The following is a 23,519-nucleotide window of genomic DNA, read 5'->3' on the forward strand; positions in this document are numbered from 1 at the left end:
TCGGGTGACCACGGCCGGAGGCTCAGTTGGGAGTCTTGTACGACTACTACCGGGCAGCTGACCGACAGGCTGCCATGGTCGATCCGGACAAGGGCCGCGCCGTTCCCGGGGCTACTTTCGACGCCGTGGACGCCAAGGGGGTTGATCCCCAGGTCATTCTCGGACAGCTCATCGCCCTCATCAGGGATGTTCCTCACGACCTGGATCTCATGCGGACGGTCACCCTCTATCCACCACCGGAGGGCGCCCCCAAGAGTCCTGAGGAGTGGGAAGCGCTACCGGAAGACTCGCCGTATATGGAGGGGCCCTGCATTGAGGAGCTCCCCGCCGACGTACGCGACACACTGGCCGACGTTTCCGAAGACCGATTCGCCGAGCTGGCCGAACGATGGAAGCAGGAGTTCTTCCCACCGCCAGACGACGACTACCTGACGACGCTGATCGCAGAGCTGAGAGATCTCGCCCGGCGAGCGCAGGTGGAAGATCAGACGATCTACTGCTGGATGTGCGAATAGGCCCGAGCCGACGTGGAGACCATCCCGCCCGCGGCCGTGATCCTTCTCGGGCGGTGGAGCTGGTGGCCCGGCCGCCTGGCTCGGCCACTCCGGGGCGCGCCCCAGCAGCCCGTTCCTTTGTACGGCTACACGCGGGCGGGCACGGAGTAACGCCCAAGCGGAACCCCGCCTCGGACGCTTCCGGGGCGGGGTTCGGGGGTCGCGGTCAGCTTTCCAGGTCATGGGCCAGGCGCAGCCACGTGGCGAACAGGTCGGGGTCGATGTCGGCCGGAGTGCGGAGCTTGACGGCGGCCATCTGCCGGGCGGCCGGCTCCAGGCGGCCGGAGGAGTCGGAGATCTCCTGGCCCCTCCACAGACCGAACGTCACGTAAGAGGAGTAGGCCTTGAAGTAGGCCACCGGGGTCTTGCCCGGGGCCGGTCCGAGACTCCAGACCGGGTGCCCCTGCCAGACCGCGCCCGGCTGAGGCAGCGCGGCGTCGACGATGGTCTGCAGCTTTTCGGCGATCTCGCGCAGGGGCTGGTCGAGGGCGGCGGCGTACTCGGTGACAGTGGCGGGCTTGGTCATTTCTGGCTCCTTAGGCGGGCTGGTAGTGGAGGTTCAGGCGGACGTGCGGAGGCGGGCGGCGACCAGGGAGATCCAGCCCATCGCGATCATGACCCCGGTGGCGAGCGTCACCGAGGCGGCGTACCCGCCGGTGATCGCCCAGCCGTCACCCACGATCACGGCCACACCGGCCAGGCGGGAGACGACGGCCATGCCGCGCTCACCGGAGCGGGTGAAGTAGCGGCCGAGGACGAAGCAGGCCGCGGCCAAGGCGATGAACGTCACCGACCCGGCCACCATGTGCATGATGCTGTGCCAGCTCATCGCCGCCGGCGGCCCGGCCGGCGTGCCCACGGGGAAGCCGTCGCCGGGATCCATGACGAAGACGCCCGCTCCGATCATTCCTATGCCGACGACCCGGGTCAGGCGCGGCACCCAGGTGCCGCCGGGCTTGCCGTACAGGGCCCTGCCGAAACCGAAGGAACCGGCGATGAGCAACGAGCCGACGATCAGGAAGTTGGTGATCTGGATCCACCCGAGCGAGCCGGTGGCGAGCTGGCTGAAGGGGTGGCGGACCAGGTCGAAGCCCTCGCGGGTGAACGCCTGAGTCAGGGCGACCACGGTCCAGACGGGCATGGCGGCCGCCGCGGCGGCCAGCAGCGTGCGGGTGGAGGCGGAGCTACGGGTGATGGTGGTGGTGGTCATGTTCCCGGTTCCCTTCGTGGTTGTGCCTACGCGTCGTCCAAGCGATGTGACAGGGAACGCAGGAAGCTAAGGTTGCCCCATGCGATTTCTGTTGACGAGCGTGAGCGAGCAGAAGGCGGACGAGGCGCTCCAGATCGAGATGGGCGCGTTCATCCAGGAGCTGACCCAGGCCGGGGTGCTGCTGGCGACCGGTGGGATGGAGCTGGGAGGCAGCGTGCTCAAGTCCGTCGGCGGCCAGCTCACGGTGACCGACGGGCCCTTCGCCGAGGCGAAGGAGATGGCGGGCGGGTTCGCGCTGATCGAGGTGGGGTCCAAGGAGGAGGCGCTGGAGCTGTCCCGACGCTTCTTCGAGATCATCGGAGATGGTGAGGGCCGGATGCAGCAGATCTACTGATGAGCGGTGCCCGGGACGCCCACGGGGCGGTCAACACGGTATGGAAGCTCGAGTCCGCGCGGATCATCGCGGGCCTGACCAGGATGGTCCGTGACGTCGGTCTGGCCGAGGAGCTCGCCCAGGACGCGCTGGTGGCCGCGCTGGAGCAGTGGCCCGAGCAGGGCGTCCCTGACAACCCCGGCGCATGGCTCATGACCGCGGCCAAGCGTCGCGCGATCGACCACATCCGCCGCAACGACCGGATGGGGCGCAAGCACGAGGAGATCGCCCGCACGCTGGAGACGCTGGAGCGTCAGGAACCCGTACTCGACGACGACGTGCTGCGCCTGATGTTCATCTCCTGCCATCCGGTGCTGCCCGCCGAGGAGCGGGTCGCGCTGACACTCCGGCTGCTCGGCGGCCTGGGGGCTTTGGAGATCGCGCGGGCATTCCTGGTGCCGGAGCAGACCGTCTCCCAGCGCATCGCCAAGGCCAAGCGCACCCTCGCCAAGGAGGAGGTCCCGTTCGAACTACCGTCGGGACCGGAGCTCGCCGGCCGCCTGACATCCGTACTCGACGTCATCTACCTGATCTTCAACGAGGGCTACTCGGCGACCTCCGGCGACGACCTGATGCGCCCGTCGCTCGCCCTGGAGGCGCTACGCCTGGGCAGGCTGCTGGCCGAGCTGGCGCCCCGCGAAGCCGAGGTGCACGGCCTGGTCGCCTTGATGGAGATCCAGGCGTCACGCGCGGCCGCGCGCACCGGGCCGTCCGGTGAGCCCATCCAGCTGCACGAGCAGGATCGCGGGCTCTGGGACCGGCTCCTGATCACCCGCGGTTTCGCGGCGATGCTACGGGCGAGGGAGGCCGGCGGCCCGCTCGGCCCCTACGTGCTGCAGGCCGCGATCGCCGCATCCCATGCTCAGGCGAGGACCGCCGAGGATACGAACTGGCCGCAGATCGCGACGCTCTACGAGGCGCTGGTACGGCTGACGCCGTCCCCGGTGATCCAGCTCAACCGGGCCGTGGCCCTCGGCCTGGCCCACGGCCCCCAGGCAGGTCTGGACCTCGTCGAGACGGTCGCCGCCGATCCGGCTCTCAAGGACTACCACCTGCTGTCGGTGGTGCGCGGAGACCTGCTGGCCAGGCTCGGCCGGCACGACGAGGCCAGCAAGGACTTCGCACGCGCCGCCGCGCTCACCCGCAACGCCGCGGAACGCGCGTTCCTCCTCAACCGCGCCGCCACCGGCACGCGCTCCACCGCGGCGGGCATCACGCTGGGCGAGGCCGCGGACGGCTTCCTGGCCCGTGGCGACCTGAACGCCGAGACGATCCGCTCCTACGGCCAGACCCTGCGCCGCCTGCGCCTGGACCTCGGGCCCGGCACCCCGCTGGCCCACGTGACCGCCGGGGAGGTGGCCAGGGTCTTCGCCGTCGCCTGGGGGACGGCGGCGCCCAAGACCTGGAACCGGCACCGCGCCGCCGTACGCTCGTTCTCGTCATGGGCCGCCGTCGAGGACCTGTCGGCCGAGCTGGATCGGAAGCCGGAAAGCCGCGAACGACGCCCAGCCGTTCACGGGCCGGACCTGGAGGCCCTGTGGCGGCACCCGTCCCTGCGCGAGCGCACGCTGTGGCGGCTCCTGCACGAGTCGGGAACGTCCGCGAGGGCGGCCCTGTCGCTCAACATCGAGGACCTCGACCTGACCGCCCGCCGCGGCCGGATCACCACCAGGTCCGCGCCAACCTGGATCTCCTGGGGGTACGGCACCGCCGCCCTGCTGCCCGAGCTGGTGGCGGGCCGGACTCGCGGCCCCCTGTTCCTGGCCGACCGGAGACCCGCCCCAGCCCGCATGCCCAAGCCCGCCGATCTGTGCCCGGACACGGGACGGGGACGGCTTTCGTACGAACGGGCCGAGTACCTCTTCAAGAAGGCCGCGGGCTACACCCTCCACCAGCTGGCGGGCGTTGTCGGCTGAGATGTCTTGTTCGTGACGAGGTCATGCCGAGCTGGTGATCGTGTCTCTGGTTGGCTCACGCCCCTGACCAGCAGAGTTGTCTCCGGTCGATGAGAGGGAGACATCATGGTCGCGCTGCTTCAGCGTCAGGAACAGCAGGAACGGCAGAAGGCGTGGCACGCCCCGCTCACCGCGTGTGCGGTTGCCATGGCGGTGCTGGCCGTGGTCAGCGCGGTCGGGCTGGTGGTCGACGATCGAACAGTGATGGGCGAGGGAGTGTGGCTCAAGCCGTTCAAATTCGCCGCCTCGTTCGGTCTGTACGCGATCACGCTGGCGTGGATGATCGGCAACGTGAGCCGGTGGCGGCGGACGTTGTGGTGGCTGGGCACCGTCACGGTCGCCGGGTTCGTCCTCCCGGAGATCTCGGCCATCACCTTCCAGGCGGTGCGCGGGGTGCGCAGCCACTTCAACTTCGCCACCGCGCTGGACGAGACCGTCTTCATGGTCATGGGCGGGGCCGCCTACCTGGGCTGGGCGCTGACGCTCGCGCTGGGGGTCTTCCTGGTGGTGCAGCGCCGGGTGGATCAGGCGATGGCCTGGGCGATCCCGCTGGGAGTGATCATCTCGCTGGCGGGCATGTCGGTCGGCTACCTGATGACGGCGCCGACTCCGGAGCAGGCTCAAGCGCTGACCGGCGGAATGGATCTGGTGACGATCGGCGCGCACAGCGTCGGCGCCCTCGACGGCGGCGCCGGGATGCCCGTGACCGGGTGGTCGACCGGCGCGGGGGATCTGCGGGTCGCGCACTTCGTCGGGCTGCACGCCCTGCAGGTCCTGCCACTGATCGCGGTGGGTCTGCGGCGGTTCGTGGCCGCCACCGCGACCCGTACCGCGCTGGTGATCCTGGCCGCCGCCGGCTACGCCGGGCTCACCGGCCTGCTGCTCTGGCAGGCCCAGCGCGGCCAGGCGCTCATCCACCCCGACGGCCCGACCCTGTGGGCCCTCGGCGGGCTCGTCGCCCTGATGTCGCTGGCCACGCTGGCCGTAGGCGCGGCGCACCGAAGGCGGCGACCGTAACCACCTGACTGATACGGCCACAGCCGTCAGTCCCAGTACGGCACGGCAGCCCCGGTCCTCACGTTCAATCCATGCCTTACGGGACTCGCGCGCGTGGGGGAACCGCGCCCCCTCAAGGGGGAGAAAGGGCGGTCTACTCCGTCGAAGGCGACGGCGCGGTGGCGTCCCGCTCGGTCGCGGTCCAGCTGGCGAGCAGTTGGAGAGCCTCATGGGAGGGGGAGCCCGGTTCCGCGGTGTAGCCGATCAGGGTGAGGCCGGTGGCGCCGGCGATCTCGAGGGCCTCGAAGCGGAGGGTCAGGTCGCCGACCACGGGGTGGCGGAAGTGCTTGATGCCGCGCTGGTGCGCCAGGACGTCGTGGGCTGACCAGCGGGTCCTGAACTCCTTGCTGCGGGTGGCCAGGTCGCCGATGAGCTGGGTGACCGCCTTGGAGTACGGCGACCGCGCCGCTTCGACATGCAGCAGCGCGGCGACGACATCGGCCGCCTTGTCCCACTCAGGGAACACCTCGGCGGCACGGTCGTCGAGGAAGACGAACCTGGCCAGGTTCGGCCGCCCGGACGCTCGCTCGAAGACGCCCGAGTAGAGCGCTCGGCCCAGCGCGTTGGCGCCGAGAAGGTCGAGGTGACCGTTCTGCACGATCGCCGGCGCGGTGACCATCGCGTCCATGAGCGCCTGCACACCCTGCGGAACCTGCCGGCCGGCCGTACGGCCCCGCGCCGGCCTCCTGCCCTCCCTCACGGTGGCGGCTCGGGCCAGGTCGAACAGGTGCGTCGTCTCCACGTCGTTGAGCTGCAAAGCCCTGGCGATCGCGTGCAGGACCTCGTCGGACACGCCCGTGACGTGCCCGCGCTCGATCTGGACGTAGTACTCGGCGCTCACCCCGGCAAGGAGCGCGACCTCCTCACGCCGCAGGCCGGGGACCCGGCGACGCGCTCCTGACGGCAGCCCCATCTGCTCAGGTGTGATCTTCGCGCGGCGGGTCGTCAGGAAATCCTTGATGTCCTTGGCGATTTCCATAATCCCAGGTTAGGCACGCTCCCCCGAGCGAGGCAGAGGCTGGTGGTACCCCCGATAACCAGGCTCTGCCACGCGCGGCCGAGAGCCCTCAGGCTGGGTGGTGTCGCTCGAACCGACCGGTCGAGTGCCATCACGACGACAACACCAGGAGCATCCGGTGGAAGCCATCACCTTTCCCAACGGCCCGATCACCATGGCGGGCAACCTCTACCTGCCCAAGGACTTCGACCCCCGGGGCAGCTACGCGGCGATCGTCACCGTCCACCCCGGCGGCGGCGTGAAGGAGCAGACGGCGGGCCTGTACGCGAGCAAGCTGGCCGAGCAGGGCTTCGTGGCGCTCGCCTACGACGCCTCCCACCAGGGCGACAGCGGCGGCGAGCCGCACTTCCTCGAGGACCCGGCCGCCCGGGTCGAGGATGTCCGCGCCGCCGTGGACCACCTGCAGACGCTCGGCTTCGTCGACCCCGAGCGCATCGGCGTCCTGGGCGTCTGCGCCGGCGGCGGCTACGCCGTCAACGCCACCATGACCGACCACCGCGTCAAGGCCATCACCACCGTCAGCGCCGTCAACATCGGCAGCGGCTACCGCAAGGGCTGGTACGGCACCGACCCCGACTCCGCCGCGGTGCCGACCCTCGACGCCGCCGCCCGGCAGCGCACCGCCGAGGCCAAGGGCGCCGAAACCGCCTACATCCCCTACGTTCCGGTCGATCCCGACGAGGACACCCCTCGCGACCTGGTCGAGGCGCACGACTACTACCTGACTCCGCGCGCCCAGCACCCGAACGCGCAGAACAAGAAGATCTTCACCAGGAGCATCTCCAAGATCTTCGCCTTCGACGCCTTCCACCTGGTCGAGGACCTGCTCACCCAGCCGATCCTCATGGTGGCCGGCAGCGAGGCCGGGTCGCTGTGGCACACCACCGAGCTGCACGCCAAGGTCCGCAGCCCCAAGCGGCTCGTGATCGTCGAGGGCGGCGCCCACATGGACTTCTACGACGTGCCGAAGTACGTCGAGCGCGCCGTCGAGGAGGCCACGCCGTTCTTCAAGGAGAACCTCGACCGCTGACGCGGGCGGCGCCGTACACAGGAAGGATCTTTTCATCGTGAGTCACGTGAGGGCATACGCAGCCCCGTCAGCCCGAGCGCCGCTCGAGCGCACCACCATCGAGCGCCGGCCCGTCGGTGAGCACGATGTGCTGATCGAGATCAAGTACACCGGCATCTGCCACACCGACATCCACCAGGCCCGTGACGAATGGGGCCGTGGAACGTTCCCGATGGTGCCCGGCCACGAGATCGCCGGTGTGGTCGCCGCGGTCGGATCCGGCGTGACGAGGTACCAGGTCGGCGACCGCGTCGGGGTCGGTTGCATGGTCGGCTCCTGCCGGCAGTGCGAGAACTGCAAGAAGGGGTTGGAGGTCTACTGCACCGGCGGCGGTCTCGTCGGCACCTACGGCGACACCGAGAGATACACGGACGGGGCGCCTACCTACGGCGGCTACTCCACCCACATCGTCGTCGACGAGCACTTCGTCCTGCGCATCCCCGACGCCCTGTCTCTGGAGCAGGCCGCCCCGTTGCTGTGCGCGGGCATCACCACCTACTCCCCGCTGCGCCACTGGCATGCCGGCCCCGGCAAGAAGATCGCTGTCGTCGGCATGGGCGGGCTCGGACACCTCGGCGTCAAACTCGCCCACGCGCTCGGCGCCGAGGTCACCGTGCTCTCCCAGTCCTTGGGCAAGAAGGACGACGGGCTGCGGATGGGGGCGGATCACTACTACGCCACCAGCGACCCCGGCACCTTCGAGGCGCTGAACGGCGCCTTCGATCTCATCCTGTGTACGGTTTCCGCGCCGCTGAACGTGGACGCCTACCTGTCCTTGCTGCGCGCCGACGGCACGCTGGTGTACCTCGGCATCCCCGACGAAGCCATCTCGCTGGGCGTCTTCTCGCTCATCATGGGCCGCAAGTCGATCTCCGGCTCCGGCATCGGCGGCATTCCCGAGACACAGGAGATGCTCAACTTCTGCGCGGAGTACGGCATCGGCGCCGACGTTGAGATCATCAGCGGCGACCAGATCAACGACGCATACGAGCGTGTCCTGCGCAGCGATGTGCGCTACCGATTCGTGATCGACAACTCCACCCTTTGATCCCTTACAGCAGCTTGTCCAGCGTGATCGGCAGGTCGCGGATGCGCTTGCCGGTCGCGTTGAAGACGGCGTTGGCGACGGCTGCCGCGGCGCCGGTGATCCCGATTTCCCCGACGCCGTGCGCGCCCAGGGGCGCGTGCTCGTCGGGGATGTCGGTGTATATGACCTCGATGTCCGGCACGTCCAGGTGCGCCGGGAAGTGGTAGCCCGCCAGCGAGCGGTTCACGATGCGCCCCGTGCGGTCGTCGAACACCGTCTCTTCCGTGAGCGCCGCCCCGATGCCCATGATGATTCCGCTGCGGAACTGGCTGATCGCCGTCTTGGGATTGACGATCCGGCCGCAGTCGAACGAGCCGAGCCACCGTGACACGTGCACCTCACCGGTCTGCTCGTGGACGCGGACCTCGCAGAACTGCGCGCCGTAGGAGGCCATGGAGTACTTCATGAGCTCCTCCGGCGCCGACCCTTCGGTTTCGACCTCGACGAAGTCCTTGCCGGCCCGCCGCAGGATGGCCTCGTACGGCTCGCCGCGTCCGTCGTCGGTACGGTACAGGCCGCCGTCCCGCGCTTCGACGTCCTCGTACGGCACGCCAGCCAGAGCGTCGCCTGCGAGCTTGAGCAGCTCACGGTGCGCCTTCTCGACCCCGGTCTGCACCGCCGCCGCCGCGCTCGCCGTCTGGCTCGAACCGCCGGCCGACAGCGCCCCGCCGGGCAGTGACGAGTCGCCGTACTCGAACGACACCCTGCCGATCGGCAGGCCGAGGCGGTCGGCGGCATGCTGGAGCTGCGCGGTGGCGGTCCCCATACCCATCTCGTTGGCCGCCGTCTGGACCAGCGCCGTGCCGTCGGCCGAGATGCGCACGCGAACAGTCGCGGGGAAGCGGAAGACCGGGTAGTAGGCCGTCGCGACCCCTTGCCCGACGAGCCAGACCCCGTCTCGTCGCGAGCGCGGCTCGGGATCGCGTGCGCTCCACCCGAACCGCTCCGCGCCACGCTCGTAGGCCTCGATCAGGTTGCGGGTCGAGAACTCCTGCTTCGTGGTCGGGTCCTTGTCGGGCTCGTTCCTCCGCCTGAGCTCGATCGGGTCCATCTTCAGCTCGTGCGCGAGCTCGTCGATGGCCGACTCCAACGCGAACGTGGCGATCGACTCGCCCGGCGCGCGCATCCAGCTGTTGGCGACCGTGTCGAGGTCGACCACCTTCTGACCGGCTGTCAGGTTCGCCGCCCCCCACAGGTGCCGGGGAGTGAGCGAGAACTGCTCGGGGTACCGTGCGCTCGGGGTGGTCGCGGTCGTGCCGGTGTGGATGAGCGCGGTGAACCTTCCGTCCTCGTTCGCTCCCAGCGCGACCCGCTGTTCGGACGGTGTGCGACCGCCGACGATGCGGAACACCTCCTCCCGCGAGAGGACGAGCTTCACCGGGCGGCCGACCACCTTCGCGGCGGCGGCGCACAGCGGCGTGTGGCTCCACACCGCCCACTTGCTGCCGAACGCGCCACCGACGAACGGCGCCAGCACGCGAACCCGTTCCGGGGCGAGGCCGAACATCCTCGCGAGCACGTTCTTGCAGCCGCTGACGAACTGGGTCGCGTCGAAGACCGTCAGGGTGCCGTCGTCGTCCCAGGCGGCGACCGTCGCGTGCGGTTCGAGGGCGCCCTGGCTGTGCGGCGGCGTCCCGTAGACGTTGTCGACCTTGAACGCCGCCTCGGAAAGCGCCTTCGCGGCGTCGCCGACCGTGATTTCCGACGGTTCACCGAGGACGTCAGGCGGCACGAACGCGTCGGCCTTCACCGCGTCGAACGACACGGTCGGCGGCTCCACGTCGTAGTGAACGCGAACGAGCCACGACGCGTGTTCGGCCTGCTCGAGCGTTTCGGCGACGACCACCGCCACGGGCTCCCCGTTCCAGTGGACGTCGGGATCCTGCATCACGGGTAGGTCGCTTCCCGCCAATCCTCCTTCGATGTGCTGGAGGTCCAGGAGCGGCGGTCTCTCCAGTCTGGGGTTGTTCTCGTACGTGATGACGGCGATCACTCCCGGCGCGTTCTCCGCCTCGGAGACGTCGATCGCCGTGATCCGTCCCTTGGCGATCGTGCTGCAGACCAGCCTCGCGTGGGCGAGGTTGTCGAGGTCGTACTCCGCCGCGAACCGGGCTTCACCTTTGACTTTCGCGGGTCCGTCGACGCGGTCGAGCGGTTGGCCGACGTACTTCATCGCGCCTCTCCCCGCTCGAACAGGTCGAGCATCACACCGACGATCGTGCGCCTCGCGAGTTCGATCTTGAAGGCGTTCCCGGCGAAGCCCCGGGCGTCGGCGAGCTCGGCGGCTGCCGCCCTCTGGAAGGTCTCGGCGGTGGCCGGGGCGCCGCGCATGACCTCTTCGGCGGCGTAGGCGCGCCACGGCTTGTGCGCCACACCGCCCAGGGCCAGCCGTACATCGGTGATCCGGTCATCATCGGCCTGTACGGCAGCGGCCACGCTGACCAGCGCGAAGGCGTAACTGCGCCGGTCGCGCACCTTGCGGTACACCGAATTGACGGCGAACGGCAGGGCAGGGAGCTCGACCGAGGTGATCAGCTCGTCGGGTCGTAGCTCGGTCTCGATCTGTGGCGTGTCGCCGGGGAGCCGGTGGAAGTCGGTGAACGGAATCGCCCGGCCGCCTTCGGGCCCTTCGACCTGCACGGTGGCGTCGAGCGCGGCCAGCGCGACGCACATGTCGGAAGGATGCGTGGCGATGCAGAACTCGGAGGCGCCGAGGATCGCGTGGTCGCGGTTGAAGCCGTCGATGGCGTCGCAGCCTGCGCCGGGCGTCCGCTTGTTGCACCGCGCGGCCAGATCGTAGAAGTAGGGGCACCGGGTGCGTTGCAGCAGGTTGCCGCCCACGGTGGCCATGTTGCGGATCTGACCCGAGGCCCCGAACAGCACCGACTGGGACAGGAACGGGTAGCGCTCGCGGACCAGCGGGTGGTTGGCGAGCGCGGTGTTGCGCACCATCGAGCCGATCGACAGCCCTCCGTCAGGGAGCTCCTCGACGCGGTCGAGAGGCAGTGCGGTGACGTCGATGACCGCGTCGGGCTGCTCGATGTTCTCGCGCATCAGGTCGACCAGGTTGGTGCCGCCACCGAGGTACTTCGCCCGTGGTTGCCGCGACATGAGCTGGATGGCGGTCTGTACGTCGTCTGCTCGGGTGTAGGTGAAGTTCCTCATCGGGTCACCTCGTCGGCGAAGGTCTCGCGAACCGCCTCGCAGATCCCGACGTACGCCCCGCAACGGCAGAGGTTTCCGCTCATCCGCTCCTTGATCTCCTCCTCGGAGAAGTCGATGTGCCGCGCCGTCATGTCATGCGTCACCGCGCTCGGCAGGCCGTCCTTGAACTCGTTGACCATCCCGATCGCCGAACAGATCTGCCCCGGCGTGCAGTACCCGCACTGGAAGCCGTCGTCGCTCACGAACGCGGCCTGAAGCGGGTGCAGCTCCCCGTCCTCCGCCAGCCCCTCGATCGTGGTGATCTCACGGCCCTCGTACTGCACCGCCAGGGCGAGGCACGAGATGATGCGGTGGCCGTCGACCAGCACGGTGCACGCACCGCACGCGCCCTGGTTGCAGCCCTTCTTGGTGCCGGTCAGAGCGAGGCGCTCGCGCAACGCGTCGAGCAGCGAGACGCGCGGCTCGATCCGCAACTCGTGAGGGATGCCGTTGACCTGGAGCGTGACGGACAGCTCGGTGCGCTCCTCTACGACGGTCTCGTGAGTGTCCATGCATTCCCCCTCGGCTCCAGGCTCGCTCCGCGAATGCCCGCGTCACGCCTGCCTCGGGTCGGTAGCCGGGGCAGACCTGCCCTGCATCCCCTCAATCGACACTAACCCGGCTCGGTGACCGGGTGTCAATGATTCGTGTCAGCCCCCTGGCTCAAGACGCGCGTGGATCAACCATCAGCACCACGCGGTCAGCGTCGACATCGAATCCAAGATCTGGGTGCCCTTTGAAGCCCTCTGAGCTCATGAGCACCGACTTCCCGAGACACCGCCCAATCACCCGCAAGAAGTCCACAAGGACATTCAGCCGCTCCTGCCCTTGTAACTCTCGCAGATCAACATCGAAGTCGATGGACTCAGCCTGGTACGCCCGGAAGATCACGAGAATTTCCGGCACCGGCCAGACCTTTATCGTTGGCGTCTCGCCAGCAGACGCGGCCGCGACCATCTCGTTGGCCGACGGCAGCGCCGACGGCTCACCGCTCAGCGAGAACGCGTACTTCCAGCCGTGAAGCCTGATGAGATCGAGCACTGTTTGCCAGTCGCCGACCGAAGTACCTTCCACCACCACATCGGGCAGCGCCCCGTTGATCTCGGGATCGAAAAGGGTCTTCACGTCATCCCACAGCAGGTCAGGCACATCCCCATCATTCCGCCTCCTATAGGAGTGCTCAGGCAGGCGGGGTGCGGTCGTCGAGCCCCCACGTGATCTCGTCGTACTCGTCGAACCACACTGAGGCGCCTACGTCCGCCAGGAATTTGATCACTGGGCTGTCCAGCATGAAGCACAGGGCCCCGTTGCCTAGCCCGAACAGGCTCCTGGTGAGGTGAAGCTCGACTTCGGCTCCATCCCTGGTCAATGCGGAGAGTCTGTCTGCGCTTCCAAGCACGGGGCCGATCACTGCCATGATCTGATCGTCCAAGGATGCCTTGTCACCCTCAGAGGACGCGTCAAGCATCCACTCCCCGGGCCGTGTATCCGGTGATGACCGCAGGCCAACAACCTCTGAGATCTCAGCAGTAGTGAGCGTGTTGCTCATGATCCGGAGAGTGGCGCTGTGTTCGACTCGCACAACCGAACGCTATGCCTTGCCTCCTGAGTTCAACCATGGCCCGTACAACGTGCGGGCCCCACTGTCCGTTAGACGCAGAGCCTGTGGCGCCGTGTACCGGTCGTCAGGCGAGCCGAACTCCATGCCGTTCTACGGCTTAAGCTCCTCGACGGGCGTTCCTCCGCTCCCTGTACGTGGATTTCATCCGCGACAGCCGCTCCACACGGTCCTGTTCCTCATCGCAGCATGTGCACTGGTAGTCCAGCTCTAGCCGGTCCAGGACTTCTGTCCCGTACTCGGCGACCATGAACTCCACCATGCCGCGATGCAGGCGCGCCAGTCTGTGACGCCGTCTTCCGTACCGGGAGAAGTACTCGTCGACAGCGGTCACAGTCTCCGCGTTCAAGGTCACATTCGCTCCTCTGGCGGCAGGACGGATTCGGTGGGACACCGATCTCTACTCTCATCCGGATCTACAAGGTATGACCTGTCCTCGCTCGAGGCCGACCACCATCTCCCCCAGGAAGTAGGCCCCGCACCGTCAACAACTACCTCTCCGCGCGAGCCCGGGTAGCCGAGGTACCACTGTCCGCGTCGGCAGCCTGACCATGAGTGGCGACCACCGCGGCTCGCAGGAGCGCACCGTGTTCTTCGGCCACGCGCCCACTCGAAGGGGGGCCGTGCGTCCGGTTCGACGCCGTGCGGCACCCACTGCGGGCGGGGCCGGAGGCGGCCCGACGAGGTCGCCCTGGCCATGGAGGCCCATGTACGGCGGGCTTGGCGATCCGTGGCCGTTTTACTTATCCGGATTTTGCTTTTTGAGCGGTCCTTTATTAGGGTCCGGCGTTACCGGATGGTTATCGGCCTTCACTGGGAGGGCTGCCACCGGCCGCCGAGTTCCCGCCCAGCGGGGAGCCGGGGACCCAGCCTTCTGGGGTGAATCCGCGACCCCGAGCAGAGTGCGGCCTGCTCGAAATCCAGCGGTAGGGCATCTCCTGGCCCGAACCCGTCAGCTAACCCGGTAGGCGTCCCAAGGAGAGGACCCACCTCTTGTACAAGCTGTTCACAATGCCGCACAAGAAAGCCCGGCTGGTAGGCGCGTGCGTCGCGGCAGCGGCGCTGGTCTGGGCCACCCCCGCCATGGCCACCGCCGAAACCAAGCCGTACGGCGTGGACGTCTCCAACCACGACCAGGGCTTCGACTGGGGTGCCGACGGGCTGTCGTTCGGCATCGCCAAGGCCAGCGAGGGCACCTCGTTCGCCGACGCCACGTTCGCCCGCAACTGGGCCGAGATCAAGAAGAACGGGCTCGTTCGCGGCGCCTACCACTTCGGCCGTCCCGGCGCCGATCCGGTACGGCAGGCCGACCGGTTCCTCGACGTCGTCAAGAAGCAGGGGCTGGATAACGGCGACCTGCTCATCCTGGACCTGGAGGTGACCGACGGGCGTTCGGCCAAGGAGGTCAACGCCTGGGCCAAGCGGTGGCTGGAGCGCGTCAGGGCCGCGACCGGGGTCAAGCCGATCTTCTACAGTTCGTGGTCGTTCGCCCAGCGGCACGGCGACGGGCTGGGCGACTACCCGCTCTGGGTCGCCCACTACGGCAAGGCGAAGGGCGAGGTCAGCGCGCCGAAGCCATGGAAGGAGTGGGCGATCCACCAGTACGCGTCCACGGATCACGACCACAACGTCGCCAGCCTCTCCCCCATGGGGCTGCGCGATCTGGGCTTCCACAAGCGGGCCTAGGTCGGAGGTGAGGGCCGGGTCAACCGATCGGTTGACCCGGCCCTCAGCTTTTCGATCCCGACAAGCCCACCAATCACCCGATGTCGCGACATATCGCCATTCCTACGATGGGTCGTGGAGGGAACACCCCCGCACGGCGGGGCCGCGACCACCGCACTGGCCGCGGCCCCGCATCCCCTCGTCCCCCCGGGCGGTGTTCCCCCGCGACGTCCCCCATTACCGCGCGGTGAACCGGCGACGGCCCTCCGGGATGTGCTCCAGAGGGGGCCGCGGCGCCCACCCCGGCGCGGCACGGCGAGCCCGCGAGACCGCGAGACCGTGTGACCGCGAGTCCGACGCCGCGACCTGGGACCGCGTGACCGCGAGTCCGTGTGACCGCGAGACCGCGAGACCGCGAGACCGCGAGACCGCGAGACCGCGAGACCGACGCCGCAACCTGGGACCACGTCCGTGACCGCGAGATCGACGCCGCGCCCCAGGGCGGGGGGCTCAGGTCAGGGCGTACATGCGGATCGCCACCACGTCCTCGCTCGCCTCGCGGGCCAGCCCGACGAACACGGTCTCGGCGAGCCAGCGGTGGGCCGGTGCGTCGGTGCGGAAGGTCGGCGACGTGCGGTAGTAGACGCCGGCCGAGGCCACCTGGAGGTCGCCGTCGAACTGGTCGGGGCTCTGGCCGCCCTCGTGGTAGTACCCCCGGTTAACGATGTCGATGACCGCGCCGTCCTCCGCCTGGAGGAGGTAGCGGGCATCGAGTTCGCAGATGCGTCCGCGCATGTTCGACCAGTCGCCACCGCCGGGCAGGACGGTGCCGCGCAGCAGCGACCCGTCGACCGTGCCGCCGGTGATCGGGGTGAACGCGGTCTGCTCGCCGTCTCCGTGCCCGACGTGCAGGGTGGGTGCGAGGTGGGCGCGGATCTCGAAGGCGAAGGTGAGGGCGGGGGTGAACGACATGGTCTGCTCCTTGGAGGTGGTCACAGCGATCGGCCGATGCGCAGGGGAGGTGGTCACAACGACCGGCCGATGCGCAGGGGAGGTGGTCACAACGACCGGCCGATGCGCAAACGGGAGGGGTGGGCGCCACCGAGGGTGACTGCCCGGGTGGACGGCTCACCGGGCAGTGCGGCCCACGGGTCGGCTCCGGGCGGGCATTCGGAAACGTAGTGATCGGGCAGGGCAACGACATCGCCGGCTCCATCCGCTATCCCGCCGCCTGCTGCGGCGTGGTCGGCATCCGTCCGACGGTCGGACTGGTCTCCAGCTGGGTGACGCCGGGCGAGCCCGAGCTCGAGGGGCCGCTCACCTTCCAGCTCTGGTCCGTGCAGGGCCCGCTGGCCAGGACCGTGGCCGATGCCCGCACCGCTCTGTACGCGATGGCGAGCCCCGACCTGCGCGACCCGTTCGGCATTCCCGCCGTGCACCGGGCCGGGCCGCAGCAGGGGCCGATCCGCGTCGGGCTGGTGCGCGACGTGGGCCTGGCCAAGCCGCACCCGTCGGTCGACGACGCGCTGGACACCGCGGCGCGCTGGCTCGGCGAGGCGGGCTACGAGGTGGAGGAGCTGGAGCTGCCGCTGCTCGGCGAGGCGGCGCGGCTGTGGTCGCTGCTGCTGGCCGAGGACCTGCGGCCCATGGTGGCGAGCATGCGGGAGCTGGGCGACGAGGCGACCCGGGTCAACCTGACCCACATGTACGAGGCCTCCGCCGAACCCTGGGGCCCAAACCCCGATATTTCGGCTTACATCCAGGGGTGGGCGCGCCGCGCGACGCTGATCACCCAACTCCAGGAACTACTCGGCACGTCGACCATCCTGCTGACCCCGGTCTCCGCCGAGCCGCCCTTCGAGCACGACGCGGACATCCTCGACCCGGCCCGCGCCCGCGGCCTGTTCGCGGCGCAGTGGCCGATGACCTCCGTGCCGGTGCTGGGCTTCCCCGCGGTCTCGGTGCCCACGGGCCTGGCCGACGGCCTTCCGGCCGCCGTGCAGCTCATCGGCGGTCGCTTCGCCGAGGACGTCATCCTCGACGCCGCCCAGGCGATCGAGGACCGGGCGCCCCGGCTCATCCCCGTCATTCAGTGACCGTGACGTCCAGGATCCTGGCGGCCAGCTCGCCCGCCGGGCCCTGGTAGGCGCGGGCCAGGGTGTGGAAGACCTGTTCGGCCCTGATGGCCGGCCAGTCCTCCGGCAGGTGCTCGGCGGGCAGGTGCGGGTCCTGCCGTACGAGATGGAGCCAGTCTGTGTGGAGCAGCAGCTGACGGGCCAGGTCGTCGGGCAGCGCCGCCTGCGGGCTCGCGGTGTCCCAGCGGTCGAGGAAGGCGTGATAGCGCGCGGCGATCTGCTGGGTGTCGAAGGCGGCGTGGACGAGGTCGGCTGATTCGGTCGGCTTGAGCGCGCGGGCGGCCAGCACGGTCACGTGGTCGTCCAGGCCCAGCTCCGTGACGATGCCGGTCACGTCCTTGACGCCGGGGGCGATCCACAGCCCGCTCTGCAGGGGCCCGAAACCGGCCCAGACGAGCTGGGAGCGCAGGTCGTGGCGGGTGCTGCGGCGGCTGTCTGGCATGGAGAAGCCCACCAGTGTCCAGCTGCCGTCCCAGTCGCGGTTGACGGCGCCGGTCTCCCAGACGCGCCGCCTGCCGTCCTCCAGGACGTCGACGGCGTGGGGAGTCAGCCCGAAGTAGGTCTTACGGCCCTGGCGGTGCCGGGTCAGCAGCCCTCGTTTGGTCATGCGGGTGAGCGTCGAGCGCACCGCCTCCTCGGTCACGCCCAGGCGGGCGAAGACGTCGATGACGCTGCCGGAGTAGACGGCGACGTCACGCTCCAGCACGTAGATGCCGAGGAAGCTGAACATCAACGACTGGGGACGCGTGGCCGGTTCGCCCTCTCCGAAAGTCACGAACGAAGGGTAGACGGATCGCGTTTGTTGGGCAAAACTACGACGGAAGTCACAAGATTGCCCGACATTGTGAAGGTGATGAAGATGGATCTCTCAGCGAAAGTGGCCGTGGTGACCGGCGCGGGCCGCGGACTGGGCCGTGCGTACGCCGAGGCGCTGGCCGCGGCGGGCACCGCCGTCGTCGTCAACGACGTGGACGCCGCGGCGGCGGAGGAGGTGGCCGGCGCGATCGGCGCCCGCGGCGGCAGGGCCGTCGCGGCGGCCGGGGCGGTGGGCGCCGCCGACGTCGCCGAGCACCTGGTCGACACGGCCGTGACGCACTTCGGCCGGCTGGATGCGATGGTCACCAACGCGGGGGTGCTGCGCGACCGGGTGCTGTGGAAGATGTCCGACGACGACTTCGACACCGTGATCGGGGTGCACCTGCGCGGCACGTTCACCTGCGCCAGGGCCGCGGCGGTGCGCATGCGCGAGCAGGCGACCGGCGGGCGGCTGATCCTCGTCTCCTCCCCCGCCGGACAGCGCGGCAACTTCGGCCAGACCAACTACGCCGCGGCCAAGGCGGGCATCGTGGCGATGACCCGCACCTGGGCGATGGAGCTGGCCCGCGCCGGCATCACGGTCAACGCCGTCGTGCCGGTGGCCGCGACCGAGATGACCAAGACCATCCCCGCCTTCGCGCCCGTCCTGGAGGAGGCCGAGCGCACCGGCGCCCCGCTGCCCGGCTGGCTGCGCAGGGACGAGGGCCTGGGCACGGTCGAGGACGTCGCCGGTCTGATCGTCTACCTGGCCTCCGACGCCGCCGCCGAGGTCACCGGGCAGGCCATCGGCATCGGCGGCGACAAGCTCGCGCTCTGGTCGCACCCTGCCGAGAAGGCCGTCGCCTACGCCGAGGGCGGCTGGAGCGCCGACGCCATCGCGCAGGCGTGGCACACGGGCGTGGGCGCCGAGCCGGAGACCTACGGCATCCCCGCCCCGAAGGCGCCGGTGTCTCGATGAACATCGACGAACTGGTCGCGATCGATGTCCACACCCACGCCGAGGTCGCCAGGGACGGTCACGGCTCGCTCAGCCCCGAGCTGTTCGGCGCCTCCGAGACGTACTTCAAGAGCCAGACCCACCGGCAGCCGACGATCGACGAGATGGCCGCCTACTACCGCGAGCGGAAGATGGCCGCGGTGGTCTTCACGGTCGACGCCGAGCACGCCACCGGCCACCGGCGCATCGCCAACGAGGAGGTCGCCGCCGACTGCGCCGAGCACCCCGATGTGCTCATCCCCTTCGCCAGCGTGGATCCGTGGAAGGGCCGCGCGGGCGTGCGCGAGGCCCGCCGCCTCGTCGAGGAGTACGGCGTGCGCGGCTTCAAGTTCCACCCCAGCATCCAGGACTTCGCGCCCAACGACCGCATGGCCTACCCGCTCTACGAGGTGATCGAGGAGCTCGGCGCGATCGCGCTCTTCCATACCGGCCAGACCGGCATCGGCGCCGGGGTGCCGGGCGGCGGCGGGATCAGGCTCAAGCACTCCAACCCGATGCTGGTCGACGACGTGGCCGTGGACTTCCCCCACCTGAAGATCATCCTGGCGCACCCGTCGTTCCCCTGGCAGGACGAGGCCCTGGCCGTCGCCACCCACAAGCCGACCGTGCACATCGACCTGTCCGGCTGGTCGCCGAAGTACTTCCCGCCGCAGCTCGTGCGCTACGCCAACACCCTGCTCAAGGACAAGGTCCTGTTCGGCTCCGACTACCCCGTGATCACCCCGGACCGCTGGCTGGCCGACTTCGACCGGCTCGACATCAAGCCGGAAGTCCGCTCGAAGATCCTCAAAGACAACGCGGCCCGCCTGCTCGGCCTCACCCCCAAGGAGAAGCAACCATGACCACGACCGCGAACGGACTGGACGAGCTGAAGGCGCTGGCGGGCCGCGACCTCGGCCACAGCGGCTGGCTGGAGATCACCCAGGACCGGGTGAACACCTTCGCCGACGCCACCGACGACCACCAGTGGATCCACACCGACGCCGAGAAGGCCAAGGACGGCCCGTTCGGCGGCACCATCGCCCACGGCTACCTCACGCTGTCGCTGCTCATCCCCCTGTTCACCGAGCTGCTCGACGTCCGCGGCGTCACGATGAGCATCAACTACGGCCTCGACAAGGTCCGCTTCCCCAGCCCGGTCAAGGTCGGCGGCAAGATCCGCCTGGCCGCCAGGGTCGTCTCCGTCGACGACGTGCCGGGGAACGGAGTCCAGATGGCCATGGACTTCACCGTCGAGATCGACGGCTCGGCCAAGCCCGCCTGCGTCGCCCGCGCCCTCTACCGCCACTACGCCTGACCCCCAGCCGGAGACCTCCCTACCGCCACGAACGGAACCGCCATGTCCACCTCGTCGGCTCCCGCCTCCGCCAACCCCGTCCAGCCCAACCCCGTCCAGCTCCGCCGCGCCGTCGCCTCCAGCTTCCTCGGCAGCGTCATCGAGTACTACGACTTCCTGCTGTACGCCACGGCCTCCGCCCTGGTGTTCGGCAAGATCTTCTTCGCCGACCTCAACCCGCTCGCCGCGACCGTCGCCAGCCTGGGCACCTTCGCCACCGGCTACCTCGCCAGGCCCCTCGGCGGCATCATCTTCGGCCACTTCGGCGACCGGCTCGGCCGTAAGCGCATGCTGGTGCTGACCATGGTCCTGATGGGTGCGGCCAGCTTCCTCATCGGCCTGCTGCCGACCTACGAGCAGGTCGGCAGCCTGGCCCCCATCGCGCTCGTCGTCCTCCGCGTCGTCCAGGGCATCGCGGTCGGCGGCGAGTGGGGCGGCGCCGTCCTCATGTCGGCCGAACACGCCACAGGACGGCGCGGCCTGTGGGCCAGCTTCACCAACGCCGGAGCGCCGTTCGGCATGCTGCTGTCGACCGCGGCGCTCAACGGCAGCGCCGCGCTCATGGACGAGCAGGCGTTCCTCTCCTGGGGCTGGCGCATCCCGTTCCTGATCAGCGTCGTTCTGCTGGCCATCGGCCTGTTCGTCCGCGCGCGGGTCGAGGAGACCCCCGTCTTCGCCAATGCCCGCCAGGCCCCCGAGCCCCGGTCCGCGCCGCTGCTGGACGTGCTGCGCCACCACCCCAGGACGCTTCTGCTGAGCATCGGCGTGGGCCTGTCGCCGTTCGTCCTGCAGGGCACGCTCACGACCTTCCTCGTCTCGTACGGCGTGCAGGCCGGCTTCGCCCGGCAGCAGGTGCTGGGCGGCCTGACGCTCTCCTCCGCGATCGCGGTCGCCGGGATCCTGGGCTGGTCGGCGCTGTCGGACCGGGTGGGCCGCCGGCCGATCGTCCTGGCGGGCGCGCTGGCCGCGGCGGTCTACGCCTTCTTCATCTTCCCGCTCACCGACAGCGGCAGCGTGGGCCTGCTCACCCTCGCCCTCGTCCTCGGCCAGTCGATCATCCACCCGATGATGTACGGCCCGCTGGCCGCCCTGTACGCCGAGCTGTTCTCCACCCGCAGCCGCTACACCGGCGCCTCCCTCGGCTACCAGATCGCCGGCCTCGGCGCCGGTCTCGGCCCGTTGCTGTTCGCCCAGGTCCAGGCGGCGAGCGGGGGCGGCGGCACCGGCGTCGTCTCCGCGACCATCGCCGCCTGCTGCCTGCTGACCGTGCTGTGCACGCTGGCGCTGCGGGAGACCAGTCGCGCCGATCTGGGCTCCGCGGCGGTCGCGAGCGCCGCCGGCCGTACCCCGAAAGCCTGACAGGAGATCGTCATGCGCAACGCTGGACTGGGCGGCTGGCCCGCCCGCCGGGCCCAGATGACCCCGAGCCGCCCGGCGTTCGTCTTCCGCGACCGGACCCTCACCTACGCCGAGGTCCACGAGCGCACGAGCAGGCTCGCCGCCCGGCTGCGGCGGGCCGGGGTGGCGGCCGGCGACCGGGTCGCCTACCTCGGCCCCAACCACGTCGCCTTCGCCGAGACCATGTTCGCCACCCACACGCTCGGCGGGGTCTTCGTCCCGCTCAACTTCCGGCTGGCCGCCCCCGAGATCGCCTACATGCTCGCCGACTCCGGCGCGAGCGTGCTGATCTACGCCCCGGAGTGCGCCGACGCGGTCGGGGAGATGCCGTCGTTGACCACCGTCGCGCTGGACCGGTACGACGAGTGGCTCGCCGAAGGCTCGGACGCCCCGATCGACGTGCCGGTGACTCTCGACGACGTGGCGCTGATCCTCTACACCTCCGGCACCACCGGACGCCCCAAGGGCGCCATGCTCACCCACGGCAACCTGGTCTGGAACTGCTACAACCTGCTCGTCGGCGTGGACCTGCGCAGCGACGAGGTGACGCTGGTCAGCGCCCCGCTCTTCCACGTCGCCGCGCTCAACCAGACGCTGCTGCCGACGTTCCTCAAGGGCGGCTGCTCGGTCGTCATGCCCTCCTGGGACGTCGGCAGCTGCTACGACCTGATCGAGAAGCACCGGGTGACGTGGATGTTCGGCGTCACCACGATGTTCGCCGCGTTCGCCGGCTCGCCCCGCTGGCCGAGCGCCGACCTGTCGTCCCTGCGCAGCCTGATGGCCGGAGGAGCGCCGGTGCCGCCCTCGCTCATCCGCACCTACCAGGAGCGCGGCCTGGTGTTCTGCCAGGGCTACGGCCTCACCGAGACCGCGCCGGGCGCCACGTTCCTCGAACCCGCCCAGAGCACCCGCAAGGCCGGCTCGGCCGGCGTTCCCGTCTTCTTCACCAACGTCCGCGTCGTCCGGCCCGACCTCACCGACACCGCTCCTGACGAGCCGGGCGAGGTGCTGATCCAGGGCCCGAACGTCACCCCCGGATACTGGAACAACCCGCAAGCCACCCGGGCCGCCATCCACGAGGACGGCTGGTTCCGCTCCGGCGACATCGCCACCCGCGACGAGGAGGGCTACCTCTCCATCGTGGACCGGGTGAAGGACATGTACATTTCCGGCGGCGAGAACGTCTACCCGGCCGAGGTGGAAGGCGTGCTCACCGAGCACCCCGCCGTGGCCGAGGCCGCCGTCGTCGGCGTGCCGGACGACACGTGGGGCGAGGTCGGCCACGCCTTCGTCGTCGTCCGCCCTGACACGCACGTCACCGGCGGCGAGCTGCGCGGCTTCCTCCTCGACCGGCTGGCCAAGTACAAGATCCCCCGCTACGTCGACCTCGTCGACGACCTCCCGCACACCGGCTCCGGAAAGATCCGCAAGCCGGACCTGCGCACCCGGGCGGCAGGCGGCATCACCGAGGCACCGTCGACTCCCTGACGATGAAGGTCGTCGGGAGCCGGACACGCTCGGCGACCGGAGTGTTGTGGATCAAGCCGTGGAGCATGTCGACGGCGCCTTCGGCGAGCCGTTCCGGATGCATGTCGATCGCGGCCGCGGCCATCCACCCCCGGTAGGCGGCCTCGCAGTCCAGGTTCCAGCCGTTGGTATCGGTGCCCGCCACCAGCACGATGTCCCGTGCGCCCGCGGAGGCGAAATGCTCCAGCACGGTTCTCGTGGAGGCGTCGTCGTCGGACGACACCCAATTCGGCCTACGAGGGGCTCACCACTCACGCCGCCATCGCCGCCGGCCGGGCCGGAACCCGCGGGCGTATCACGCCGGGCAGCGAGGCCGACTTCACGATCTTCGCGGAGAATCCGCTCACGCTCACCCCCGAGCGGCAGGCCGTGAATCCCGTGATCGTCACGGTCGTCGATGGCCGCGTGCAGCACACCATCGCGACAAAAGCACTATGAAGG

General features: G+C 69.6%; 25 protein-coding genes, 2 pseudogenes and 1 riboswitch. Of the genes and pseudogenes, 15 read left to right on the forward strand and 12 right to left on the reverse strand.

The window, feature by feature from the left end:
- Positions 1-35: 35 nt before the first annotated feature.
- Positions 36-515, forward strand: a complete 480-nt coding sequence (locus ACFXJ8_RS23875) for a hypothetical protein (RefSeq protein WP_379646145.1) — start codon at positions 36-38, stop codon at positions 513-515.
- A gap of 205 nt (positions 516-720) precedes the next feature.
- Here the strand turns inward: ACFXJ8_RS23875 and ACFXJ8_RS23880 are convergent, their stop codons facing one another.
- Together ACFXJ8_RS23880 and ACFXJ8_RS23885 are read right to left on the reverse strand one after the other, a co-directional pair.
- Positions 721-1,080 carry a DUF1801 domain-containing protein gene (locus ACFXJ8_RS23880; RefSeq protein ID WP_379646146.1) on the reverse strand — a complete coding sequence of 120 codons (360 nt, stop codon included), beginning with the start codon at positions 1,078-1,080 and terminating at the stop codon, positions 721-723.
- 33 nt (positions 1,081-1,113) lie between these two features.
- The gene (locus tag ACFXJ8_RS23885; protein ID WP_379646147.1) at positions 1,114-1,764 is read right to left on the reverse strand and encodes a DUF998 domain-containing protein; all 651 of its coding nucleotides are present in this window, start codon (positions 1,762-1,764) and stop codon (positions 1,114-1,116) included.
- Positions 1,765-1,843: 79 nt separating this feature from the next.
- Here ACFXJ8_RS23885 and ACFXJ8_RS23890 point away from each other — a divergent pair, with 79 nt between their 5' ends.
- The 4 genes and pseudogenes from ACFXJ8_RS23890 (at position 1,844) to ACFXJ8_RS23905 (ending at position 5,169) form a co-directional block, all read left to right on the forward strand.
- Positions 1,844-2,158, forward strand: coding sequence for a YciI family protein (locus tag ACFXJ8_RS23890; protein WP_379646148.1), 315 nt, complete (start codon positions 1,844-1,846; stop codon positions 2,156-2,158).
- Positions 2,158-3,378: pseudogene (locus tag ACFXJ8_RS23895) on the forward strand (RNA polymerase sigma factor); the annotation flags it as partial. The gene ACFXJ8_RS23890 and the pseudogene ACFXJ8_RS23895, both read left to right, overlap by 1 nt.
- A gap of 90 nt (positions 3,379-3,468) precedes the next feature.
- Positions 3,469-4,113 (forward strand): annotated as a pseudogene (locus ACFXJ8_RS23900) (RNA polymerase subunit sigma); the annotation flags it as partial.
- 105 nt (positions 4,114-4,218) lie between these two features.
- Entirely contained in the window at positions 4,219-5,169 is a 951-nt protein-coding gene (locus ACFXJ8_RS23905; protein WP_379646149.1) for a hypothetical protein, read from the forward strand.
- 133 nt (positions 5,170-5,302) lie between these two features.
- On the opposite strand, the gene ACFXJ8_RS23910 is transcribed toward ACFXJ8_RS23905, so the two are convergent.
- Positions 5,303-6,187 carry a helix-turn-helix domain-containing protein gene (locus tag ACFXJ8_RS23910; RefSeq protein ID WP_379646150.1) on the reverse strand — a complete coding sequence of 295 codons (885 nt, stop codon included), beginning with the start codon at positions 6,185-6,187 and terminating at the stop codon, positions 5,303-5,305.
- A gap of 157 nt (positions 6,188-6,344) precedes the next feature.
- On the opposite strand from ACFXJ8_RS23910, the gene ACFXJ8_RS23915 reads away from it, so the two are divergent.
- Positions 6,345-7,256 carry an alpha/beta hydrolase gene (locus tag ACFXJ8_RS23915; RefSeq protein ID WP_379646151.1) on the forward strand — a complete coding sequence of 304 codons (912 nt, stop codon included), beginning with the start codon at positions 6,345-6,347 and terminating at the stop codon, positions 7,254-7,256.
- A 37-nt stretch (positions 7,257-7,293) separates the two neighbouring features.
- On the forward strand, positions 7,294-8,343 hold the full coding sequence (locus ACFXJ8_RS23920) for an NAD(P)-dependent alcohol dehydrogenase (protein WP_379646152.1): 1,050 nt from the start codon (positions 7,294-7,296) through the stop codon (positions 8,341-8,343).
- A gap of 4 nt (positions 8,344-8,347) precedes the next feature.
- On the opposite strand, the gene ACFXJ8_RS23925 is transcribed toward ACFXJ8_RS23920, so the two are convergent.
- From ACFXJ8_RS23925 to ACFXJ8_RS23950, 6 genes are all read right to left on the reverse strand, one after another.
- Complete coding sequence (locus ACFXJ8_RS23925) at positions 8,348-10,555, reverse strand: xanthine dehydrogenase family protein molybdopterin-binding subunit (RefSeq protein WP_379646153.1); 2,208 nt, start codon at positions 10,553-10,555, stop codon at positions 8,348-8,350.
- The gene (locus ACFXJ8_RS23930) at positions 10,552-11,547 is read right to left on the reverse strand and encodes an FAD binding domain-containing protein (RefSeq protein WP_379646154.1); all 996 of its coding nucleotides are present in this window, start codon (positions 11,545-11,547) and stop codon (positions 10,552-10,554) included. Before ACFXJ8_RS23930 ends, ACFXJ8_RS23925 begins: the two co-directional genes overlap by 4 nt.
- Positions 11,544-12,098: a 2Fe-2S iron-sulfur cluster-binding protein gene (locus ACFXJ8_RS23935; RefSeq protein ID WP_379646155.1), complete on the reverse strand. Its 555-nt coding sequence runs from the start codon at positions 12,096-12,098 to the stop codon at positions 11,544-11,546. The genes ACFXJ8_RS23930 and ACFXJ8_RS23935 overlap by 4 nt, the downstream gene beginning before the upstream one ends.
- 151 nt (positions 12,099-12,249) lie before the next feature.
- Positions 12,250-12,735 carry a hypothetical protein gene (locus ACFXJ8_RS23940; RefSeq protein ID WP_379646156.1) on the reverse strand — a complete coding sequence of 162 codons (486 nt, stop codon included), beginning with the start codon at positions 12,733-12,735 and terminating at the stop codon, positions 12,250-12,252.
- Between the two features lie 31 nt (positions 12,736-12,766).
- The gene (locus tag ACFXJ8_RS23945; RefSeq protein ID WP_379646157.1) at positions 12,767-13,135 is read right to left on the reverse strand and encodes a DUF4279 domain-containing protein; all 369 of its coding nucleotides are present in this window, start codon (positions 13,133-13,135) and stop codon (positions 12,767-12,769) included.
- 169 nt (positions 13,136-13,304) lie between these two features.
- Complete coding sequence (locus tag ACFXJ8_RS23950) at positions 13,305-13,559, reverse strand: hypothetical protein (RefSeq protein WP_379646158.1); 255 nt, start codon at positions 13,557-13,559, stop codon at positions 13,305-13,307.
- A 468-nt stretch (positions 13,560-14,027) separates the two neighbouring features.
- Positions 14,028-14,190, forward strand: a riboswitch (cyclic di-AMP (ydaO/yuaA leader).
- Positions 14,191-14,215: 25 nt separating this feature from the next.
- Between ACFXJ8_RS23950 and ACFXJ8_RS23955 the strand changes: the two genes are divergently transcribed.
- The gene (locus ACFXJ8_RS23955; RefSeq protein ID WP_379646159.1) at positions 14,216-14,890 is read left to right on the forward strand and encodes a glycoside hydrolase family 25 protein; all 675 of its coding nucleotides are present in this window, start codon (positions 14,216-14,218) and stop codon (positions 14,888-14,890) included.
- 489 nt (positions 14,891-15,379) lie between these two features.
- Here ACFXJ8_RS23955 and ACFXJ8_RS23960 read toward each other — a convergent pair whose 3' ends face one another.
- Positions 15,380-15,841, reverse strand: a complete 462-nt coding sequence (locus ACFXJ8_RS23960; protein WP_379646160.1) for a DUF3237 domain-containing protein — start codon at positions 15,839-15,841, stop codon at positions 15,380-15,382.
- Positions 15,842-15,960: 119 nt separating this feature from the next.
- On the opposite strand from ACFXJ8_RS23960, the gene ACFXJ8_RS23965 reads away from it, so the two are divergent.
- A complete protein-coding gene (locus tag ACFXJ8_RS23965; RefSeq protein ID WP_379646161.1) occupies positions 15,961-16,965 on the forward strand; it encodes an amidase family protein in 1,005 nt (334 codons plus the stop codon).
- Here ACFXJ8_RS23965 and ACFXJ8_RS23970 read toward each other — a convergent pair.
- Positions 16,955-17,779, reverse strand: coding sequence for a PaaX family transcriptional regulator C-terminal domain-containing protein (locus tag ACFXJ8_RS23970; RefSeq protein WP_379646162.1), 825 nt, complete (start codon positions 17,777-17,779; stop codon positions 16,955-16,957). The genes ACFXJ8_RS23965 and ACFXJ8_RS23970 overlap by 11 nt on opposite strands.
- 84 nt (positions 17,780-17,863) lie before the next feature.
- Between ACFXJ8_RS23970 and ACFXJ8_RS23975 the strand changes: the two genes are divergently transcribed.
- Genes ACFXJ8_RS23975 through ACFXJ8_RS23995 form a run of 5 tightly spaced genes read left to right on the forward strand, consistent with a single transcriptional unit; the run spans position 17,864 to position 23,039 of the window.
- Positions 17,864-18,778: an SDR family NAD(P)-dependent oxidoreductase gene (locus tag ACFXJ8_RS23975; protein ID WP_379646163.1), complete on the forward strand. Its 915-nt coding sequence runs from the start codon at positions 17,864-17,866 to the stop codon at positions 18,776-18,778.
- On the forward strand, positions 18,775-19,659 hold the full coding sequence (locus ACFXJ8_RS23980) for an amidohydrolase family protein (protein ID WP_379646164.1): 885 nt from the start codon (positions 18,775-18,777) through the stop codon (positions 19,657-19,659). Before ACFXJ8_RS23975 ends, ACFXJ8_RS23980 begins: the two co-directional genes overlap by 4 nt.
- Complete coding sequence (locus ACFXJ8_RS23985) at positions 19,656-20,114, forward strand: MaoC family dehydratase (RefSeq protein WP_379646165.1); 459 nt, start codon at positions 19,656-19,658, stop codon at positions 20,112-20,114. The genes ACFXJ8_RS23980 and ACFXJ8_RS23985 overlap by 4 nt, the downstream gene beginning before the upstream one ends.
- A 42-nt stretch (positions 20,115-20,156) precedes the next feature.
- Positions 20,157-21,512, forward strand: a complete 1,356-nt coding sequence (locus ACFXJ8_RS23990; RefSeq protein ID WP_379646166.1) for an MFS transporter — start codon at positions 20,157-20,159, stop codon at positions 21,510-21,512.
- A gap of 12 nt (positions 21,513-21,524) precedes the next feature.
- A complete protein-coding gene (locus tag ACFXJ8_RS23995; RefSeq protein WP_379646167.1) occupies positions 21,525-23,039 on the forward strand; it encodes a long-chain fatty acid--CoA ligase in 1,515 nt (504 codons plus the stop codon).
- Here the strand turns inward: ACFXJ8_RS23995 and ACFXJ8_RS24000 are convergent.
- Positions 23,014-23,301 (reverse strand): hypothetical protein, encoded by a 288-nt coding sequence (locus ACFXJ8_RS24000; protein WP_379646262.1) that lies wholly within the window; start codon positions 23,299-23,301, stop codon positions 23,014-23,016. The genes ACFXJ8_RS23995 and ACFXJ8_RS24000 overlap by 26 nt on opposite strands.
- Between ACFXJ8_RS24000 and ACFXJ8_RS24005 the strand changes: the two genes are divergently transcribed.
- The gene (locus ACFXJ8_RS24005; protein WP_379646168.1) at positions 23,238-23,516 is read left to right on the forward strand and encodes an amidohydrolase family protein; all 279 of its coding nucleotides are present in this window, start codon (positions 23,238-23,240) and stop codon (positions 23,514-23,516) included. The two genes, ACFXJ8_RS24000 and ACFXJ8_RS24005, sit on opposite strands and share 64 nt — an antisense overlap.
- The last annotated feature ends 3 nt before the right edge of the window (positions 23,517-23,519 follow it).

Source organism: Nonomuraea sp. NPDC059194 (assembly GCF_042754765.1).
In the GTDB taxonomy this organism is placed as follows: domain Bacteria; phylum Actinomycetota; class Actinomycetes; order Streptosporangiales; family Streptosporangiaceae; genus Nonomuraea.

Bases quoted from the DNA above. Each gene is read 5' to 3' on its own strand.
- ACFXJ8_RS23880 (WP_379646146.1), bottom strand. From the start codon at position 1,080: ATGACCAAGCCCGCCACTGTCACCGAGTACGCCGCCGCCCTCGACCAG.
- ACFXJ8_RS23885 (WP_379646147.1), bottom strand. From the start codon at position 1,764: ATGACCACCACCACCATCACCCGTAGCTCCGCCTCCACCCGCACGCTG.
- ACFXJ8_RS23890 (WP_379646148.1), top strand. From the start codon at position 1,844: ATGCGATTTCTGTTGACGAGCGTGAGCGAGCAGAAGGCGGACGAGGCG.
- ACFXJ8_RS23905 (WP_379646149.1), top strand. From the start codon at position 4,219: ATGGTCGCGCTGCTTCAGCGTCAGGAACAGCAGGAACGGCAGAAGGCG.
- ACFXJ8_RS23910 (WP_379646150.1), bottom strand. From the start codon at position 6,187: ATGGAAATCGCCAAGGACATCAAGGATTTCCTGACGACCCGCCGCGCG.
- ACFXJ8_RS23925 (WP_379646153.1), bottom strand. From the start codon at position 10,555: ATGAAGTACGTCGGCCAACCGCTCGACCGCGTCGACGGACCCGCGAAA.
- ACFXJ8_RS23930 (WP_379646154.1), bottom strand. From the start codon at position 11,547: ATGAGGAACTTCACCTACACCCGAGCAGACGACGTACAGACCGCCATC.
- ACFXJ8_RS23935 (WP_379646155.1), bottom strand. From the start codon at position 12,098: ATGGACACTCACGAGACCGTCGTAGAGGAGCGCACCGAGCTGTCCGTC.
- ACFXJ8_RS23945 (WP_379646157.1), bottom strand. From the start codon at position 13,135: ATGAGCAACACGCTCACTACTGCTGAGATCTCAGAGGTTGTTGGCCTG.
- ACFXJ8_RS23955 (WP_379646159.1), top strand. From the start codon at position 14,216: ATGCCGCACAAGAAAGCCCGGCTGGTAGGCGCGTGCGTCGCGGCAGCG.
- ACFXJ8_RS23960 (WP_379646160.1), bottom strand. From the start codon at position 15,841: ATGTCGTTCACCCCCGCCCTCACCTTCGCCTTCGAGATCCGCGCCCAC.
- ACFXJ8_RS23975 (WP_379646163.1), top strand. From the start codon at position 17,864: ATGGATCTCTCAGCGAAAGTGGCCGTGGTGACCGGCGCGGGCCGCGGA.
- ACFXJ8_RS23980 (WP_379646164.1), top strand. From the start codon at position 18,775: ATGAACATCGACGAACTGGTCGCGATCGATGTCCACACCCACGCCGAG.
- ACFXJ8_RS23985 (WP_379646165.1), top strand. From the start codon at position 19,656: ATGACCACGACCGCGAACGGACTGGACGAGCTGAAGGCGCTGGCGGGC.
- ACFXJ8_RS23990 (WP_379646166.1), top strand. From the start codon at position 20,157: ATGTCCACCTCGTCGGCTCCCGCCTCCGCCAACCCCGTCCAGCCCAAC.
- ACFXJ8_RS23995 (WP_379646167.1), top strand. From the start codon at position 21,525: ATGCGCAACGCTGGACTGGGCGGCTGGCCCGCCCGCCGGGCCCAGATG.